At 71.8% G+C, this 18282-nt stretch carries 10 protein-coding genes and 2 pseudogenes; 2 read left to right on the forward strand and 10 right to left on the reverse strand.

Annotated features, from left to right (window positions below):
- Positions 1-95: 95 nt before the first annotated feature.
- Both AC3ERT_RS14760 and AC3ERT_RS14765 read right to left on the reverse strand, forming a co-directional pair.
- Positions 96-1799, reverse strand: coding sequence for a fatty acyl-AMP ligase (locus tag AC3ERT_RS14760; protein ID WP_435174471.1), 1704 nt, complete (start codon positions 1797-1799; stop codon positions 96-98).
- A 443-nt stretch (positions 1800-2242) separates the two neighbouring features.
- Positions 2243-2863, reverse strand: a complete 621-nt coding sequence (locus tag AC3ERT_RS14765) for an L-threonylcarbamoyladenylate synthase (RefSeq protein ID WP_335980577.1) — start codon at positions 2861-2863, stop codon at positions 2243-2245.
- A 195-nt stretch (positions 2864-3058) separates the two neighbouring features.
- On the opposite strand from AC3ERT_RS14765, the gene AC3ERT_RS14770 reads away from it, so the two are divergent.
- Positions 3059-4396, forward strand: a complete 1338-nt coding sequence (locus AC3ERT_RS14770) for a hypothetical protein (protein WP_435174473.1) — start codon at positions 3059-3061, stop codon at positions 4394-4396.
- An 86-nt stretch (positions 4397-4482) separates the two neighbouring features.
- Here AC3ERT_RS14770 and AC3ERT_RS14775 read toward each other — a convergent pair whose 3' ends face one another.
- The 5 genes and pseudogenes from AC3ERT_RS14775 to AC3ERT_RS14795 form a co-directional block, all read right to left on the reverse strand.
- Entirely contained in the window at positions 4483-6288 is a 1806-nt protein-coding gene (locus tag AC3ERT_RS14775; protein WP_435174668.1) for an adenylyl cyclase, read from the reverse strand.
- Positions 6289-6515: 227 nt separating this feature from the next.
- On the reverse strand, positions 6516-7835 hold the full coding sequence (locus AC3ERT_RS14780; RefSeq protein WP_435174477.1) for a PP2C family protein-serine/threonine phosphatase: 1320 nt from the start codon (positions 7833-7835) through the stop codon (positions 6516-6518).
- A 192-nt stretch (positions 7836-8027) separates the two neighbouring features.
- Positions 8028-12011, reverse strand: a complete 3984-nt coding sequence (locus tag AC3ERT_RS14785) for a GH92 family glycosyl hydrolase (protein ID WP_335980585.1) — start codon at positions 12009-12011, stop codon at positions 8028-8030.
- A 194-nt stretch (positions 12012-12205) separates the two neighbouring features.
- Complete coding sequence (locus tag AC3ERT_RS14790; protein ID WP_488179835.1) at positions 12206-13111, reverse strand: hypothetical protein; 906 nt, start codon at positions 13109-13111, stop codon at positions 12206-12208.
- A 6-nt stretch (positions 13112-13117) separates the two neighbouring features.
- Positions 13118-15466 (reverse strand): annotated as a pseudogene (locus AC3ERT_RS14795) (GH92 family glycosyl hydrolase); the annotation flags it as partial.
- A gap of 437 nt (positions 15467-15903) precedes the next feature.
- Between AC3ERT_RS14795 and AC3ERT_RS14800 the strand changes: the two are divergent.
- On the forward strand, positions 15904-16299 hold the full coding sequence (locus tag AC3ERT_RS14800; RefSeq protein WP_435135523.1) for a RidA family protein: 396 nt from the start codon (positions 15904-15906) through the stop codon (positions 16297-16299).
- A gap of 125 nt (positions 16300-16424) precedes the next feature.
- On the opposite strand, the gene AC3ERT_RS14805 is transcribed toward AC3ERT_RS14800, so the two are convergent.
- The 3 genes and pseudogenes from AC3ERT_RS14805 to AC3ERT_RS14815 all read right to left on the reverse strand — a co-directional run bounded on the left by AC3ERT_RS14805 (position 16425) and on the right by AC3ERT_RS14815 (position 18256).
- The gene (locus tag AC3ERT_RS14805) at positions 16425-17033 is read right to left on the reverse strand and encodes a YdcF family protein (protein ID WP_435174480.1); all 609 of its coding nucleotides are present in this window, start codon (positions 17031-17033) and stop codon (positions 16425-16427) included.
- Positions 17034-17253: 220 nt separating this feature from the next.
- A pseudogene (locus tag AC3ERT_RS14810) lies at positions 17254-17673 on the reverse strand (transposase); the annotation flags it as partial.
- 16 nt (positions 17674-17689) lie between these two features.
- Positions 17690-18256 carry a DUF6924 domain-containing protein gene (locus AC3ERT_RS14815; RefSeq protein ID WP_435174483.1) on the reverse strand — a complete coding sequence of 189 codons (567 nt, stop codon included), beginning with the start codon at positions 18254-18256 and terminating at the stop codon, positions 17690-17692.
- Positions 18257-18282: the final 26 nt, after the last annotated feature.

The following is an 18282-nucleotide window of genomic DNA, read 5'->3' on the forward strand; positions in this document are numbered from 1 at the left end:
GCGGTCGGTACGGTCGGCGCGGCCGGTGCGACCGGTTCAGTGGGGGCGCCTCGGGCGAGGCTGCGCGGGGCGGTCGGGAGACCGCGGCGGGGCGGTCAGCCGGCGGACGCGCCGGACAGGGAGAGGGTGCCGCCGAGGTAGGCGGCGCGGGTGGCGTGGCGCTGGATCTTGCCGCTGGACGTCTTGGGGATGGTGCCGGGCCGTATCAGCACGACGTCGTGCAGCGGCAGGCCGTGGGCCTCGCCGATCGCGCCCCGGACGAGGTCGGCGATCTTCTCGGCCTCGCCGGCGGCGTCCGCGGACACCTCGGCGACCAGGACGGGTTGCTCGCCGTCGGCTCCCCCGTCCACGCAGAAGGCCGCGGTGCAGCCCGGGCGGACCGCCGGATGGGCCGACTCGGCGGACAGTTCGAGGTCCTGCGGATAGCGGTTGCGCCCGTCGACGACCATGAGGTCCTTCAGGCGGCCGGCGATGAACAGCTCGCCGTCGCGCAGGAATCCGAGGTCGCCGGTGCGCAGGAAGCGCCCCTCGCGGCCGGGCAGGGTGGCGCGGAAGGCCGCGCGGGTGGCGAGGGCGTTGCGCCAGTAGCCGCCGGCGACGCTTGCGCTGCGCACCCAGATCTCGCCGGTCTCGCCGTCGGGGAGTTCCGCGCCGCGCTCCGGGTCGACGATGACGACGGTCATGTCCGGCCCCGGCCGCCCGGAGCCGACGGCCTCCGGGCCGCTCCCGCCGTCGCCGGCGGCCACCACCGGCGGGGTGCCGGCGGCGTTGCCGCTGACCATGAGCGTGGCCTCGGCCAGCCCGTAGCAGGGGCAGTGGGCGTCGTCGCGGAAGCCGGCCGGCGCGAAGGTCGCGGTGAAGCGCCGCAGGGTGGCGGCGCGGACCGGTTCGGCGCCGTTGAAGGCGACCCGCCAGCTGCTCAGGTCCAGGCCGGCGACGAAGTCGGGGGTGGCGTGCTTGACGCTCAGCTCGTACCCGAAGTTGGGGCCTCCGCTGGTGTGCGGGCGGTAGCGGCTGACGGCCGCCGCCCAGCGCCGGGGCTGCTGGAGGAAGTGCAGCGGCGAGAAGAGGGTGGCGGTCGCCCCGAGGTAGACGGTGTTCAGCACCGGGCCGATGAGCCCCATGTCGTGGTACAGCGGCAGCCAGCTCACGAAGAGTTCGTGGCCGTGCCGCTCGAGCGCCTCCGGGGTGTGGCCCATCCGCTCGGTGATGAACCGCTCGTTGTGCATCAGGTTCCCGTGCGTGACCATCACACCGCGCGGCGCCGAGGTGGAGCCGGAGGTGTACTGGAGGAAGGCGACGGAGTCGGCGGTCAGGTCCGGTGCGCGCCAGGTGGCGGCGAGCCCGTCGGGGACGTCCTCGGTGGCCAGGCAGGTGATCCGGTCGAGTCCGGGCAGTTGGTCGGCCATCGTGCGCAGCGCGGCGATGACCTCCCGCCCGCCCAGGACCGCCCGGGCGTCGGCGTCCGCGAGCAGCCGCTCGGTACGGGCCAGGGCGCGGTGGTTCTGCGCGCGCCCCTGCGGGGGGACGGCGGGCACGGCGACGACCCCGGCCGCCAGGCAGCCGAGGTAGCCGCAGATGAACTCCACACCCGGCGGGTAGAGCAGGACGGCCCGGGACCCGGCCAGCCCGTGGTCCTGGAGCCAGGCGGCGATCGCCCGGGCGCGCTCGGCCAGCCGCCCGTACGTGATCTCCTCGACCCCGCCGTCCACGTCGCCCGTGACGAGGTACCGGTACGCGGTACGGCCCGGGTTTCGCGCGGCGTGCTCGGTCAGCAGATCGACCAGGGAACGTGCCATCTGACGTGTCCTACCTGTCGGGAATAGGCGGCGCGGGACAACTTCACAGGAATCCCACGGCGTACCCGGTGCGCGCGCACGCCGTGAAAGGGAGAAACCCGATACGAAGTCCCGGCAAAGCGTCCTCCGTCCCGTTCGCCCATGTCCCGGCCCTCGCGGAATCGAGGTCCGGGTGGAAATGCGCGCACGGGAACACCTGCATCCCGGGTCCGGGCGCGGTCGGCCGACCCCAGGTCAGGGGTGGGCCGGAGCACGTGGGGGCGCTCCTGGCGTCCGGAACGAATTCCCGCGGATGCGGGCGGAATTCGAGTCGCCTCAACGGTAGGGCGGACGCAGCAGGAAAATCCCCACTGCATCGAGCGGAATGGCGTCCGCCGGTTTTCGCCGCCGCCGGTCCGGGGCTGCGGCGCGGGCGGGAAAACGCGCGCCGCGCCGCGGTCCGGCTACTCGAAGCGCGCGGGGTCGCCGGCGCCGCGGCGGACGATCTCGGCGGCGCCGTCGGAGAAGTCGACGACGGTGGTGGGCTCGGTGCCGCAGTCGCCGGAGTCCACCACGGCGTCCACGACGTGGTCGAGCCGCTCCTTGATCTCCCAGCCCTGCGTGAGCGGTTCGGCCTCGTCGGGAAGCAGCAGGGTGCTGGAGACCAGCGGCTCGTCGAGTTCCGCGAGCAGCGCCTGCGTGACGACGTGGTCGGGGATGCGCACGCCGACCGTCCGCTTCTTGGGGTGCAGCAGTTGCCGCGGCACCTCCCGCGTGGCCGGCAGGATGAAGGTGTAGCTGCCGGGCGTGGCCGCCTTGATCGCCCGGAACACGTCGTTGTCGATCTGCACCAACTGGCCGAGCTGGGCGAAGTTCCGGCACATCAGGGTGAAGTGGTGGCGGTCGTCGAGGTTGCGGATGGACCGGATGCGGTCGAGCCCGTCGCGGTTGCCGACCCGGCAGCCCAGCGCGTAGCAGGAGTCCGTCGGGTAGGCGACGAGCGCGCCGGACCGGATGCTCTCGGCCACGCCGCCGATGATGCGCGGCTGGGGGTTCTCAGGGTGTACGTCGAGGTATCGCGCCATCGGCCCAGCGTAGTACCCCGGTTGCGATCCGCTGTCGCACCTGGTCAGCCGGTTTGCCCGGGCGTGGCGGTGCGGCGGAGGGGGCGCGGGCGGGGCGGAGTGGCGTAGTTCACGAAAAGAGCGCAAAAGGAACTTTACGCCGCGGGCCGTCCGTCTGTCCTTGCGGTTGACCGCGAGAGGAGGGCCGGGTCCGGGATGGGGCTGGGAGACGAGCGGGCCGGCGGGCCCGCGCAAGAGCGGCCGGACGAGGCCGCACCGGAGCAGCCGGAGGGCGGCGAGCCCGCGGGCAGGGGCGGCCGTGCCACGCTCGACCTGAGCGTGCCGCAGGTGGCGGGCAGCGCCGTGGCCGCGGTCGTGGCCGCCAAGCTCGCCTCCAACCTCGGGGTGTACGGCACGATCATGGGCGCCGGCGTGGTCAGCGTGCTCGGCACCTGCGGCGGCTCGATCCTCCAGCACGTCTTCCGCCGCACCGGCCGGCACGTCCACGAGGTGGCCGGCCACGTCCACGGCGCCGCGTTCCAGGGCCGGGCGAAGCCGTCCCTGACGGCCACCGCGACCGAGACCGCCGCGCGCACCGGCCTGCTGTCGGCCCCCAGCCTCCGCAAGGACCCGCGGCCGCGTACGGACCCCGACCCCGCCACCGCGCACACCGTCTTCGCACCGCCGACGGACACCCCGCCGGACGCCCCTGGCCAGGCCCCGCAACCGCACCCGGACCCCGCCACCGCGCACACCGTCTTCGCACCACCGACGCCCACCCCGCCCGACGCCCCTGGCCAGGCCCCGGCCACCGCCCTGCACGGGGCCGCGCAGCCGCAGCCGAGTACGGGCCCCGACCCCGCCGACGGCGACGGCGACGGCGAACCGGGCGGCGAGCGTACGGACGGCGCGACGCGGGTGTACGGCACCCTGGACGCCACCGCGGCCGCCTCGCTCGAAGCCCTCTCCACCGGCCACCTGGACCCGCCGGCGGACACCGCCTACTCCGAGGGCACCGTCCACCGCGCCGGCGGGGGGCGCGGGCGGCGCTGGAAGCGGCCGGCCGTCGCGGTGGCGCTCGCCTTCGGCCTGACCATGGGCGGCATCACCGTGGTCGAGCTCGCCTCGGGCCAGAACATCAGCGGCCACGGCAGCGGCACCACGATCGGAAACGCCTTCACCGGCGGCAGCTCGTCGCACTCCACCACCACCCCGACCCCCTCCACCACCGGCAGCCCGAGCACCAGCGGCTCCGGCGGCGGCCAGGACACCACCAGCCCGGCGCCGACCGCCACCGACCCGGCCACCGGCGGCACCTCGACCACCGCCCCGTCCTCCCCCACCCCGTCGGCGACGCCCTCCACCGGCAGCACCAGGACCGGCGGCAACGCTTCCGGCTCCGGCGGCAGCACCGCGACCACGCAACCCACCCCGTCGGCGACCACGTCGCCCCCCACCTCGTCCTCCACCGACAGCGGTGGCGGCAGCGGCAGCGGCAGCAGCAGCGGCGGCAGCGCCATGGACCGCGCCGCCGCCCCGCAGCAGACGCCCTGACGCCCGCGGGCCGCCGGCGCGGAGCGCACCGGCGGCCCGGAACCACACGGATCACACGGATCACACGGATCACACGGCGGCGACCGTCACACGGTCGCGACCCCGTTCGCGTACTGCTTCATGTTGTACGTGCCGAACCCGTTCTCGACCGGGTCCCCGCTGGCGTTGATGCAGTGCAGGATGCCGCCGCCGGCCGCGTCGTTGAGGCAGACCGTCATCAGGTCGGTGAAGACCACCCCGGGGGTGTCGGGTACCTCGTAGGCGCGGTCGGTGTAGATGTTCGCCTCGAGGTTGAAGAAGCAGTAGCTGCCCAGTCCCCAGGCGTGGTGCTCGGTGACCGCGTCGCCGACCTTGTAGGCGGCGTAGCCGTTGGTCCCGCCGTGCACCCAGGCGGACTGGGTGGGCACGTCGTAGGGGTGCTCGTTCTGGAAGAAGTAGGTGCGGCCGTGGTTGCCGTTCCACACCACTTCGTACTTCTGGTAGTGCTCCACGGCCAGCGCGTAGGCGGTGACGTGGTCGCCGTTCACGAGGAAGCCGGTGTCGGCCGGGTTGACCGTCCAGCCGACGGTGCCGTCCAGGCCGTGGTCGGCGCGCCACAGCCACAGGTTGTCGCAGATCACGTCATTGCTGTCGACCTGGACGCTGACGCTCGCGCCGCCGGGCAGCGACCCGCCGATCCGGGCGTAGACGTCGAACAGCGCGGTGGGGTCGGCGTCGTGGCGCAGGCGGCTGCGGCCGTGGCCGACCCGCAGCAGCAGCGGCGCGTGGTCGGAGGCGGCCTCCAGGAGCACCCCGGCCACGGTGACGCCGCCGACGTCGGCGACCTCCACCAGGGAGTTGCCGTGCGTGGAGCGCAGGGTGGCCAGGCCCAGGCCGAGCACCACGGTGCCGGGGCGGTCGATCTTCAGCGGCGCGGACAGGGCGTAGATGCCGGGGGTGAGCAGCAGGTGCTGGCCGCGGGAAAGCGCCCGGTTGAGGTCGGCTGCGGTGTCGCCGGGGGTGGCCACGTGGAAGCCGGACAGCGGGATGCTGTGGCCGCAGGCCGGGCCGTGCGCCCAGGTGGTGCCGGTGCTGTCGCGGCGCAGCGCGGGCACGAAGACGTGGTAGCCGCCGTGCCGGTCCACGGTCAGGAACGGCTTCTCCCGCACGGTCGGGGTGCGGTCCACGGTGGTGTAGGGCGGCGTGGGGAAGGACTGGGCGGGGGCGCCCTGGGTGCCGACGAAGACCATGTTCCAGTTGGAGCCGGTCCAGCTGCCGAAGGTGTCATTGCGCGAGAGCCACTGCTGCTGCGAGCCGGACTCCACCTGGCCGTCCACGACGCTGTCGGCGAGGAAGCCGCCGCTCGACCACTGGTTGCCGGGCGGGCTGGGCCACAGCGTCATGTCGCCCTTGACGTGCACCCGGCGCATCGGGCCGGCCTGGGCCACCGCCCAGCGCTCCAGGCCGTCCGGGGGCGCGATGCTGAGGTTCTCCGCGGCCCGCCAGAAGTTCTGGGTGCCGTTGCCGTCCAGCCACTGGGCGTCCACGGTGACATGGCCGTTGATCAGCACGTCGTCGGGGCTGTCGCCCAGGCCGAGCACATGGGTGTAGAAGCCCACGTTGACGTCGACGTTGTAGGTGCCGGGCTTGAACGCCAGGGCGTAGCGCTCGGTGCCGAACTGGTTGGACTGCTGGGTGGCGAACACCGCGTCGAGTTGCTGCTGGATCGCCGCGTCGCCCATCGACGGGTCGAAGACCAGGACGTTCGCGCCCAGGTCGGTGCCGCCGTGGTGCGCGGCACCCCCTTGCGTGCCGGGGCCGCTGCCGCGCCCGGGCTGCGCGGCGTGGGCTGATCCGGTGGAGATGCCGCCGGCCAGCGGCACCGCGGCGGCGGCTGCCGCCCCGCGGAGCATGGCACGGCGCGTGGGAATGACGGACACGGCTCTCCCTGAAGTGGTGGGAAAAGACGGGCAGGTACGGCACGCCCTGGCCCCGGGCTGCATGAGAGCGCTCTCAGGACGGAAGTGAATCATCGCGGCCATGCAGCGTCAATAAAGCGGACACCACAACTCGACGGGGTGAACCGGGCGTTGGACCAGCCCCCGGAGCGCGCTGGTCAGCGGCGCGGTCGGGCGGGGCGTCAGAGCCGGGTGATCAGCAGGGAGATGTCGTCCTGCTGGCCGGCCGGGTCGGCCATCACGCGCAGCAGGCCGTCGGCGACCTCCTCCGGCGGCAGGGCGCGCAGCGTGCGCACGCCCTCGATCAGGCGGCCGATCCCGGCGTCGATGTCCTCGCCGCGCCGCTCGATGAGGCCGTCGGTGTAGAGCACCAGCAGGTCGCCGTCGCGGTAGTCGGCGGTGGCCTGCGGGCGCGGCACGTGCTCCATGCGCACCCCCAGCGGCGGGTCGGTGGCCTGGTCGAGCAGTTCGCAGCTGCCGTCGGAGTGCACCAGCAGCGGCGGCGGGTGGCCGGCGCTGCTGTACATCAGCAGCCGGCTGCCGGGGAAGAGCTGGCAGGTGAAGGTGGTGGTGGCGACCGCGCCGTCCTGGGCGCGCGCGTAGCGGCCCAGCGTCTCCAGGGCACCGCTGGGGCTGTCGGCGACGCGGATGGCGGCGCTGAGCGCGGCGCGCAGCATGCCCATGACGCTGGCGGCGTCCACGCCGTGGCCGACCACGTCGCCGACCGACAGCGCGAGGCGCCCCTCGGGCAGGTCGACGACGTCGTACCAGTCGCCGCAGGCGTTCATGCCGGTCAGCGCCGGCAGGTAGCGCACGGCGACCTCGGGGTGCGCGGCGAGGTCGGGGGTGGCGAGCATGGCCCGCTGGAGGGTGAGCGCGACGTCCTGGGTGCGTACCGCGGACTCCTGGAGGCGGGCGTTGGCCTGCTGGAGTTCGCGGGCCCGGGTGAACAGTTCGGCGCGCGGCGCCTGCACGGCCGCGTCGTCCGGCGGGGCCTCCCCCCGCGGCGCGGTGTCCTCCCGCGGCGCGGTCTCCTCCCGCGGCGCGGCGCCCTCGCCGTGTGCGGTGTCGGCCGCCCGCTCGGCCCGGACGTACTCGGTGACGTCGTCGACCTGGTGGATGAGCAGGTGGACCTGCCCGGCGGCGTCCCTGACCGGCCGGTTCACCACGTTCCACCAGTGCGGTGCGAACGGGCCGGAGCGGTCGGGATCGGGGATGGTGAAGCGGTGCAGCAGCAGTATGTTGGTGCGGCCGGTGGCGAGCGCGGCTTCCAGGGACTTGCGCTGGACCTCGGCGCCGTGCGAGGCGGGGTCGGCGGGGTCGGGCGGGTAGGCGTCGAAGAAGCGCACCCCCAGCAGGTCGGCCGGGTCGCGGCCGGTGGCGGCGAGGTAGGCGTCGTTGCACGCGACGATCGTCAACTGCCGGTCCAGCACGATGCAGGCCGAAGGCATCGCCGCGAACAGGGCCGCGTAGTCCAGTTCGGCGCCCGCGTCCTCGGCCACCCGCGCCCACCCGCCCTTCCCCGTCCGGCCTGTGTCGTGCCCGCCCGGGCCCGGGCGGCTGCGACGCCAGTCAACCCGGGGGCGGCCCGGCCCGGGTTCAGGCGCACGGGCGGCTCGCCCGGACAGCCGAACGCACAGCGCGGCGCCCCCGCCACGGTCGTGGCGGGGGCGCCGGCTGTCAGCGGGTCCGGGTCAGTGGCCGGTGCCCGTGGAGGTGGCGAGCAGTTCCACCTCGGAGAGCGTGGTGGAGCTGCCGCCGTTGTTCGCGGTCACCACCAGGCGGTAGGACGAGTAGGCGCCGGGGTGGGCGATCTCGAACGGACGGGTCTGCGAGCGGTCGTCGAAGGTCTGGCCGCTGCGGGTGTCCACGGTCTTCCAGTGCTTGCCGCCGTCGGTGGAGCCCTGGAGCTGCCAGCTCTTCGGGTCCTGCGCGGCGGTGCTGCCGGAGGTGAGGGTGTAGAAGGTGGCCTTCTGCTCGGCCGACTTGCCGCTGCCCTGGTAGGCGTAGGTGATCTGCGGCGTCGCGGACGGGAAGGTGACCGCGGTCTTGGAGGTGTTGTCGAACAGGCCGCTGACGTTGGTGCCGTCGGCCGCCGAGGCGGTGCCGAGGTCGGTACCGGTGGTGTCCGCGAGCGGCTTCGGGGTGCTGCCGGCCGCGGTCAGCGAGGTCTGCACGGCGTTGCTGCCGGTGCCCCACGTCGACGGCTTGGCGCCCATGGTGAAGTCGAGCACGGCACCGCCTGAGAGCTGGTCCTGCGTCAGGTACACCTTGTTGTACGGCTTGCCGTTGACCTTCAGCGACTGCACGTAGACGTTGCTGCGGCTGTTGTTCGGGGCGTTGACCGTGATGGTCTTGCCGTTGTCGAGGTGGATCGTCGCCTTGGTGAACAGCGGCGAGCCGATCTCGTAGTTGCCGCTGCCGGTCTGGAGCGGGTAGAAGCCGAGCGCGCTGAAGATCTGCCAGGTCGAGGTGGCGCCGTTGTCCTCGTCGCCGGGGTAGCCCTGGCCGATCGAGCTGCCGGTGAACAGGCGCTGCTCGATCTCGCGGACGGCTGCCTGGGTCTTGGCCGGCGCGCCCGCGTAGTCGTACATGTACGGGATGGCGTAGGAGGGCTGGTTGCTCATGCCCAGCTCGCCCATGCGCACGTCACGGGCCTCGATCATCTCGTGGATGGTGCCGCCGTAGGAGCCGGTGTCGCCCTGGGCGGTCTCCTGCGTGGAGAAGAACGTGTCGAGCTTCTTCTCCATGCTCTTCTGGCCGCCGTACAGCGAGGTCAGGCCGGCCGGGTCCTGCGGGACGGTGAAGGCGTAGTTCCAGCCGTTGGACTCGGTGTACTCGTAGCCCCAGGTCTTGGGGTCGTAGGCGTCGTCCGCGACGCGCCAGGAGCCGTCGGCGTTGCGGCCCTCGAAGAAGCCCACGTTCTTGTTGAAGATCGTGGTGTAGTTCTGCGCGCGGGCCAGGAAGTACGCGGACTCCTCCTGGTAGCGCTCGCGGTCGGCCTTGGAGGTGCCGGGCTGCTTGGCGAGCTTGGCCGCCATGGTGCCGATGCCATAGTCGTTGACGTAGCCGTCCAGCGACCAGGAGACGCTGCCGTCCACCGAGGTGTTGGTGTAGCCGGTGAAGACGGAGGTGTCGATGCCCTTGCGGCCGGTGCCGGAGTTCGGCGAGACGGTGGTGGCGTTCTTCACCGCGGCCTCGTAGGCGGCCTTGACGTCGAAGTTCGTGACGCCCTTGGCGTAGGCGTCGGCGAAGGCGACGTCGGAGCTGGTGCCGGTCATCAGGTCGGCGTAGCCGGGCGAGGACCAGCGGGCGGTCCAGCCGCCGTCCTTGTACTGCTGCACGAAGCCGTCTGCGAGCTTGCCCGCGGTGTCGGACTCCAGCAGCGAGTAGGCCGGCCACTCGGTGCGGTAGGTGTCCCAGAAGCCGTTGTTGACGTACACCTGCCCGTCGACGACCTTGGCGCCGGTCTGGGTGGCGGTGCTGCTGCCCTGCGCGGAGAACGAGCTGGCGTACTGCCACACCGGCTTGGCGTTCGTCCCGGTGTTCTCCGAGGCGGAGTTCGGGTACAGGTTCATCCGATACAGGTCGGAGTAGAGCGTGGTCAGCTGGTCGTCGCTGGCGCCCTGCACCTCGACCTTGCCGAGCTTGGCGTTCCACGCCTGCGCGGCGCGGTTCTTGACCGTGTCGAAGGAGGTGCCCTGCGGGATCTCCAGGTCCAGGTTCTTCTTCGCCTGCGCGGCGCTGATGAACGAGGTGGCCACGCGCATGGTCACCACCTTGTTGCCGGAGGTGTCGAACTGCGCGTACCCGGTGACGTTGTCGCGGCCCTGGCCGGTGGTCTTGGTGGCTGTGCCGGGCGTCTGATCGAACTCGGCGTGGATGTACATCCGGCTGGCGCCGGTGGACAGCCCGCTCTTGTGGTCGGCGTAGCCGTCGAGGGTGCCCTTGGCGGCGTCGAAGGTCAGGCCGCCGCTGTTGTCGATGTTGTCGAAGAGCAGGTCGCCGGTGTCACCGGGGAAGGTGAAGCGCATGATCGCCGAGTGGTCGGCGGGCGCGATCTCGGCCTTGAGGCCGTTGGTGAACGTCACACCGTAGTAGTCGGGCTGCGCCACCTCGTCGGAGTGCTTGAAGGGCAGCGCGCGCTTGGTGCGGTCCAGGTCCGGGGTGCCGGTCGCGGTGGACGGCATCACCTGGAACAGGTCCCGGTCGCCCATCCACGGGCTGGGCTCGTGGCTGATGCCGAACGCCTGGAGCGTGGGCAGGTTGTCGGAGTTGTTCTGCGCGGCGTAGCTGTACTCCCAGCTGTCCGAGCCCGCGTCGGTGACCGGCGTGAAGAAGTTGAAGCCGTTGGGCACCGCGGTCAGCGGCAGGTTGTTGCCGCGGGAGAACGACCCGGAGGAGTTGGTGCCGCGCCGGGTGTCGACGTGGTCGACGTAGCTCTTGGAGGTGTTCGCCGCGGGGGCCGCGCCGATCGTCAGGTCGTCGATCCAGCCCTTGAACTGGGTGGCGGCGCCTTCGGCGTTGCTGCCGGCCGGGTCGTCGTAGCCGAGCAGGATGCGGTCGATGGTCTTGCCCGCGGCGACCTTGCCGACGGTCGCGGCGACCGCGTTCCACTGCGAGGCGTACAGGATCTTCGAGTCGCCCTGCGCGCGCGGGGTGAGCGCCACGCCGTTGACGTCCTGCGCGCTCTTCTTCAGCTGGCTCAGGTAGGTGCCGTCGGTGAAGTGCAGGTCGATCGAGGCGTACGTGCTGGGGTACTTCAGGTCCCCGCCGGTCAGCTCCGGGAAGATGTCGTACGACAGCTGCGTGTCACGCTGCACCGGGATGTGCACGTCGTACAGCTTGTTCCAGGCGTGCACCGCGCCCGAGGCGGTGTGCGTGCCGGCGTACTCCAGCGCCTTGGCACCGGTGAAGCCGACGTTCGCCTTGATGTCCGGGCCGGAGGACGGGCCGCTGCCCACCTCGGTGGTCATGCCGGAGACCGGGGTCGGCGCGGCCGAGCCGTCGGAGAGGATCAGGTCGGCGAGCTGCGTGGCGCCGGTGGCACCGTTGTTGGCCGTGACGTTCAGCCGGTAGTAGCTGTAGCTACCGGGGTTCGCGACCGTGTAGATCTCGGACTGGTAGCGGTTGGCGAACTTCTGGCCGGTCTCGCTGTCGACGGTGGTCCAGGTGGAGCCGTCGTCGGAGCCCTGGAGCTGGAAGTCCTTCGGGTCGCGGTCGTCGCTGTCGTTCGCCGAGGTGAGGGCGTACTTCTTGACGGTCACCGCGCCCGTCAGCTGGTACTGGAGCCAGCCGGTGGGGGCGAACGTCAGCCACTTGGTGTTGGAGTCCTCGTCGGCGGCCTTGTCGGCCGTCTCGTTGGGCGGGTTGTCGGAGTTCGCCGTGACCTTGGCGATCTTGTCCTTGATGCTGCCGGCCAGCACCGGCACGGTGCCGGCGGTCACACCGGACACCCACGCCTTGCCCTTGGCGTCGGTCTCCGCGGTGCTCGTCCAGGTCGGCTGCGCCTGCCCGGACTCGAAGGACGTGGTGAAGGCCGGGTCGGAGGTGTCGCCCGCGCCGTGCCCGCCGCTGGCGGCGTGCGCGAGGCCGGCGGCCGGCACGGTCAGGGCCATGGACACCGCGGCTGCCAGCAGTGATCTGGCGAGCGTGCGGCGGGATCGGCCACTTCTCATGAGGGTGCTGCCTTTCTGGTTACGGCTCCAGGTGCGTGACCGGCGCCCCGCCCGCTTGCACGGGGGTCGCGGGCGGGCGGGGCACCGGCGGTGGGTGACGGCCGGCCAGGCGTCCTACGGCCGTCGGGTCATGCGGAGCGGAGGGCGGGTGCCCGGCCCGGCGTGGTGACGCCGGGCCGGGCACCGCGCCCCGGTCAGGCGTTGCGGCCGCTGATCGCGTACAGCGCCAGGTTCGTGTTGTCGGGAAGGGTGACGGACTGCGCGGTCCGGCCGCTGTCCAGCGGGACGGTGATGTGCCAGAGGTTGACCGCGACGCCGTCCGGCGCGCCGCTGCTGTTGTAGCGGCTGTCGGCGTGCACCGCGGTGTCCTCGCCCAACCGCGGGGAGGAGGCCGCCCAGTCGGTGGCGTTCAGCGCGAACTGGGCGCTGGTGCCGTCGGAGTAGTGCACGGTCGCGGTCGAGGTGACGTCCCCGCCGTGCGCGGAGAGCAGCACGTCCAGCCCGGAGTAGGCGCGCGCGGTCAGGTCGATGGTCTGGCCGTGCGCGGTGACGAAGTTCTTCGCGGTGCCGGAGGTGTCGGGGAAGTCGTAGGCACGGCCGGCCAGCACCCCGGTGCCGGGCGCGGGCATGTCCTCGGCCGGGTAGCTGGTGCCGGTGCCGTCGAAGTCCGCGCCGGGGCCGCCGGAGACGCTGACGCCGTCCACGTCGTACTGCCCGGACAGGTCCTGCGCGCAGTAGCCGCTGGTGCCCTGGCAGGTCGCGCTCGTCACCGACACCGGGATGGTCCGGGTCGCGGTCGGGCCGCCGGCCTGCTTGACCTTCACCGTCACCGGGTAGGTGCCGTCGGGCGTGCCGGCGGGCGCGGAGACGTGCAGCGGCACCACGTGGGTGGCCGGCAGCGACTTCGACACGACCGTGAAGCGGGCGCTCGCCGGGTCGACCTTGAGCGGCTTAGCGGCCGTCACGCTCACCGAGCCGGACACCGTGCCGGGCCCGGACAGCACCGCGGACAGGTCCACCTCGGTGGCGTCGGCGCCGGCGAGGATGCCGGGCGCGGCCGGGGTGGCCGCCGCCGCGGTGTGCCGCCGGTTGTCCTGCACGTGGTCCAGCGCCGGCGGGGCGTCGGAGGCGGCGGTGCCCCAGGACGAGGGCGAGGTGCCGAGCGTGAGGGCGATGTTCTTGCCGGCCTTGATGTCGGCGGTGGTGATGTAGGTGTGCGCCAGCTTCTTGCCGCCGAGGCTGGCGGACTGGATGTAGCGGTTGCTGTCGCTGCTGCCGGGCGCGGTGATGGTCAGCTTCCCGGTCGGGTACGCCGACCGGTCCAGGCTGAGGTCCACCCGGTCGAACAGCGGCGTGGACACGCCCCACTCGTCGGTGCCCGGCGCCATCGGGTAGATGCCGATCGCGGAGAGCACCTGCCAGGCGGACATCGTGCCGAGGTCGTCGTTGCCGGTGACGCCGTTGGGCGCGTTCGTGAACAGCGTCAGCGCGGCGTGCACCACGTCGGTGGTCTTCCACGGCTGCCCGGTGGACAGGTACGTGTACGGCGCGCTCAGGTCGGGCTCGTTCTGCGGGTTGTACTTGTCCTGGTTGTAGTACGAGTAGGGGCCGTTGACCCACACGTCCCGCGCGGTGCCGGCCGGGTCCTTGAGCAGCTGGTCGTAGGCGAAGAACGAGTCCAGCCGGGAGTTGGCGGCGTCGGTGCCGCCGATCTGGTCGACCAGGCCGGGCAGGTCCTGCGGCACCAGCCACATGTACTGCCAGGACGTGCCCTCGTGGAAGCCGACGCTGGAGGCGGGGTCGGTCGGGCCGACGAACGCGCCGTCGGTGTCGCGCGCCTGGAAGAAGCCGGTCGCCGGGTTGAGGATGCTGCGGTAGTTCTGGCCGCGGGTCAGGTACTTCTTCGCGTCGGCGGTGTGCCCGAGGTCGCGTGCCATGCCGCCGAGGGCGGCGTCGGCCAGCGCGTACTCCAAGGTCGCGGACGGGCCGTGCTGGTAGTCGTCGTCACCGGGCTTGGTCTGCGGCCGGGTCGGGTCGTAGGGCACGTAGCCGCTGGCCAGGTACTCCGCGTCGGCCTGGCGGTCGGCCGACGGCGAGGAGTCGGGCGCCGCGTGGTCGACGTGCTGCTTCAGCACCCGGTACGCCTCCTCCTCATGGCCCTTCAGCAGGCCCTGCCGGTAGGCGTCCACCAGGAACGGGGTGACCGGGTCGCCGGTCATGATGTTCGTCTCGACGGTGCCGTAGCCCCAGCGCGGCAGCTGGCCGCTCTCGTCGGCCACCCGCAGCAGCGACAGCGCCATGTCCCGGGACTCGCGCGGCGCCAGCAGCGACAGCAACTGCTCCTGGGTGCGGTAGGTGTCCCACAGCGACCAGTTCTGGTAGTAGGTGATGCCGTTCGCGGCGTGCACCTTGCCGTCCCAGCCGGTGTAGCGGCCGTCCACGTCGTCGCCGACGTTCGGCGCGAGGAAGGACCGGTACAGCGACGAGTAGAAGGTGCGCTGCTGCTCGTCGGTGCCGCCGCTCACCCGGATCTGCGCGAGCCGGTCCTGCCACGCCTGCTGGGCGGCGTCGCGGGCGTGGTCGAAGCTGCCGCCGCCCTCGGCGGCGAGGTTCTTCGCGGCGCCGGCCGCCCCGGTCCACGACAGCGAGGTCACCGCGGTGACGCTGCGGTCCTTGGTGGTGTCGAACCGCACGTAGGCGCCGCCGCGGCCGGTGGAGGTGGACTTGGCGCTGCCCGCGGTGACGGTGGCGCCGTTCCAGGTGCCGTAGGAGGCGAAGGGCCGGTCGAAGCGGGTCTCGGTGTAGAGGGTGTACGGCTTGGTGTCCTGGCAGAAGCCGCTGCCGGTGATGGCGGTCAGGACGGTGTGGTCGTCCAGCACGGTCACGGTGCTGGAGGTCACCTTGTGCAGCGCCTGGCCGCTGTTGAGCAGGACGTTGGCCTTGTCGGTGGCCGGGAAGGTGTAGCGCTGCCAGCCGGTGCGGGTGGTCGCGGTCAGCTCGGCGGTGATGCCGGTGCCCAGCTTCACCTGGTAGGAGCCGGGCGACGCGCTCTCGTCGTCGTGGCTGAAGGGGGCCGCGTACACCGCGTCGTCGGTGCTGGTGATGTCGCCGGTGGTGGGCAGCACCGGCAGGTCGCCGCCGAGGCCGCAGCCGACGCCGGACAGGTGCACCGAGCTGAAGCCGAGGATGTGGTTCTGGTTGTAGTCGTAGCCGGTGTTGTGGCCGGTGTCCGGGGAGAGCTGGACCATGCCGAAGGGCACGGCCGCGCCGGGGTAGGTGTTGCCGTCGTCCTGGCTGCCGATGAACGGGTTCACCAGGTGGGTCAGGTCGCCGCCCGCGCTCGTGCTCGCGGTGCCGGCCGACGCCGCCTGGGCCGGGAGGGCCGCCGCGCAGGCCGCGGCGAGCGCGAACACCATCGCGGTGGCCGCTCTTCGCAGCCGCGTCCGTCGGGTCATCGTGTACTCCACTTCTCTGACAACGTTGTCAGCTCTCCATACAGGCCGAGCCTGAGTGAATCCGCGGCGCGGGGCATGCCAAGAATGACTGGAATCCTGGCGACGAAGGGGCGCCGCGTCAAGCGTTCGGGGCCTGACGGGGCTTCAGGAAGGGGGTGTGGGGGTGGCGTCGATAGCGTTTCAGGTCCTCCTGTGAAGGGTTTTCGGCCCTGTTGGGGGGTGGCGGCAGAGCCGTTGGGGAGCGGGGGTTGTGGGGGCCGGGGGTAGGGAAGGGCGGGGGCGCGGGAGGCGCGGCGGCGCGGAAGGCCCAAGGTGCGGGGGCGCCGGAGGCCGCAACTCGGGTCTGCCCGGGGCGCTCTGGGTCTCCCCTGGCCTCCCCGGAGTCGAGGGGGCCGTTTCCCGGACGCCGTCGAGCGGCCGTGGCATGATCGTGAGGCATGGAGCACTTCACCCGCCCCGACGGTGCACCGCCCGTCAACGGCTACAGCCACGCGGTCGCCTTCTCCGGCACGATGGTCGCCGTATCGGGCCAGGTCCCGGCGGACGGCGACGGCAATCCGGTCGGCAAGGGGGACGCCGAGGCGCAGGTCCGGCAGGTCTACGCGAACCTGGCCACCGCGCTGGAGGCGGCGGGCTCCGGCCTGGAGCACGTGGTCAAACTGACGGTCTACCTCACCGACCTGGCCGACCTGGCCGCGTTCCGCAAGGTCCGGGACGAGCACCAGAACGCGGAACACCCGCCCGCCTCCTCCCTGGTGAAGGTCGCCGGCCTGGTGCACCCGGACTTCCGGGTCGAGATCGACGCGCTGGCCGTCGTACCGGGCACGGCCTGACGGACCGTATCCCCGGGCCGCGCCGCGGGGTTCGCCGCGGCCGCACCTGCGCGGAGGGGCTCGCGGGGGGGGCGCCGCACAGGACCGGGGCGTCGTAGGCCCGGCGGCGACCTAGCAGCGGCTTCCTACGGCGCGGCCTTCCGCTCCTCGGCCGTGAGTCCGCGAAGTGCCCACAGCCCGTACAGGCCCAGCAGCGGTTTGCCGAGCAGCCACTCGCCGGGCCGGTAGTCATCCGCCCGCACGAGCCGCTCGGCGAGATCGGGGCGCCGGCGTCGCAGATACGCCCGCGCCTTGAGCGCGTGCGCCGGCTGGGAGACGATCTTGATGCGGTCGGCATCCTCCAGCAGCGGGATCACGTTCGTGATGTTCTCCCAGGTCGTCGTGCTCCGGTCTTCGAGGAGCACCGTGCCGTCGAACCCGAGCACCGAGGTCGCGTAGTCGGCCATCAACTGGGCCTCCGCGGTGGGGCCGACGGCCGCACCACCGCTGAAGATGACGCGCGTTTCCCGCGCACCGCCCGCGTCGACGGAGCGAATTCCGGCGCGAACGCGCCAGCGGTTGACGAAGTTCGCCGTCGGCCGCCGGTTCCGGTAACCCAGCACGACCACGGCTTCGGCCCCGCCCCCGCCCCCGCCGACCCCCACCAGGGCCCGCGACCAGCGCCAGTTCACCCACTCACCCCAAGCCAGCACCGCAGCGGCCCCGCCCAGCGCGAGCCCCGTCCTCCCTCGCATGCGCCGACTCTAGTACTCCAGCCCGTAGATCAAGGTCTTCGTAGTGGGGGTCTGCCGGGCGACGGCAGCGGTCGGCCTGGGCTGGCTGGCTGAGGCGAGTTGGCGCGAGAGGAGTTCGCCGAGCCGCCCGGCGACCCCACCAACTCGTCGCCGTCCCCGACATCCGCCAGGGTCGACGGCTGAACCCGCTCCAGCAACATCGCGGACCGCTCGTCGTCGCGCTCACCATCGGGACGCCCTGGCGTTCGCAGATCCGGATGATCTTGTGGGTGCGGCCGGCTGTCAGGTCGTGGGTCCGGCCCGGCAGTGGCGGCGACAGCCAGAGGATCTCCCCGGCCTGGTCGGTGACGACCTGCACATTCACCCCATGCCGTCGGTGTTTCGAGGAGTAGTCCGCCTTGCCGTCGTGGACGCGATCACACTCTGCGAGGGTGCCGTCCAGGAGGACGAAGTCCGGGTCCCTCCCGCGCAGCGTCTTCAGCAGACCCGGTGCCTGCTCGGCGAGCAGGGTGGCGACCGCGGCGACGTAGGCGTGGGTGGTGCCGACGGATATCCCGAAGACTCTGGCGATCCGGGCGAGAGTCTCGTGACGACGCAGGTACACGAGTGCGACCAGGGCACGTTCGTGCGGCGGGACTTTGAATCAGCCCTGGGTACTACGACTGCCAGGGCGCGGCACGGTCAGTTGGCGCCCCCTTTGCTCTGTTGATCTGACGGAACTTCTCAAATATCTCCGTGCCTGGCCCCGCCGCATGTATCCCGATTTCCGACCAAGGGATATCACTGAACTCGACGAAAGACAGATTGCCCAGCTGATCGTTTACTTCAATGTTGGCCACTTGTAGGGCCGGAACGCGGAACGGTGCGAAGCGATCGAATCCGTACACGCTGATGTCAATGCCGAGCAGACGCAGATCGTCAGAGGCGTAGGTTTCTGCGTCGACCAGGTAGAGGTGGTCGTACGGCAGGTCATGGCCTGTATCGGGGGCGGCGGCGAGTACCGCATCAGGCAGTATTCCTTGATACTCGGCCTGGTCGATCAGGGTGATGTGTGAAATAGCCTGCTCGTAGTCGGAAACTTTCTGTGAGTCCTCGGTGTAGGTGATGGGCGTTTCCATGGCTTGCATCAAAAGCGCCCAGCCGGCAGCATCGTTGAATTCGGTCCGGATGACAGGGGCGGTCTCAGTTCGGGGCAGGTGCACCGATCGCCGGTTATGATCCACGCCCCCACTCTACGGGCGTGCAGTGC

This window comes from Actinacidiphila sp. bgisy145 (assembly GCF_057708125.1).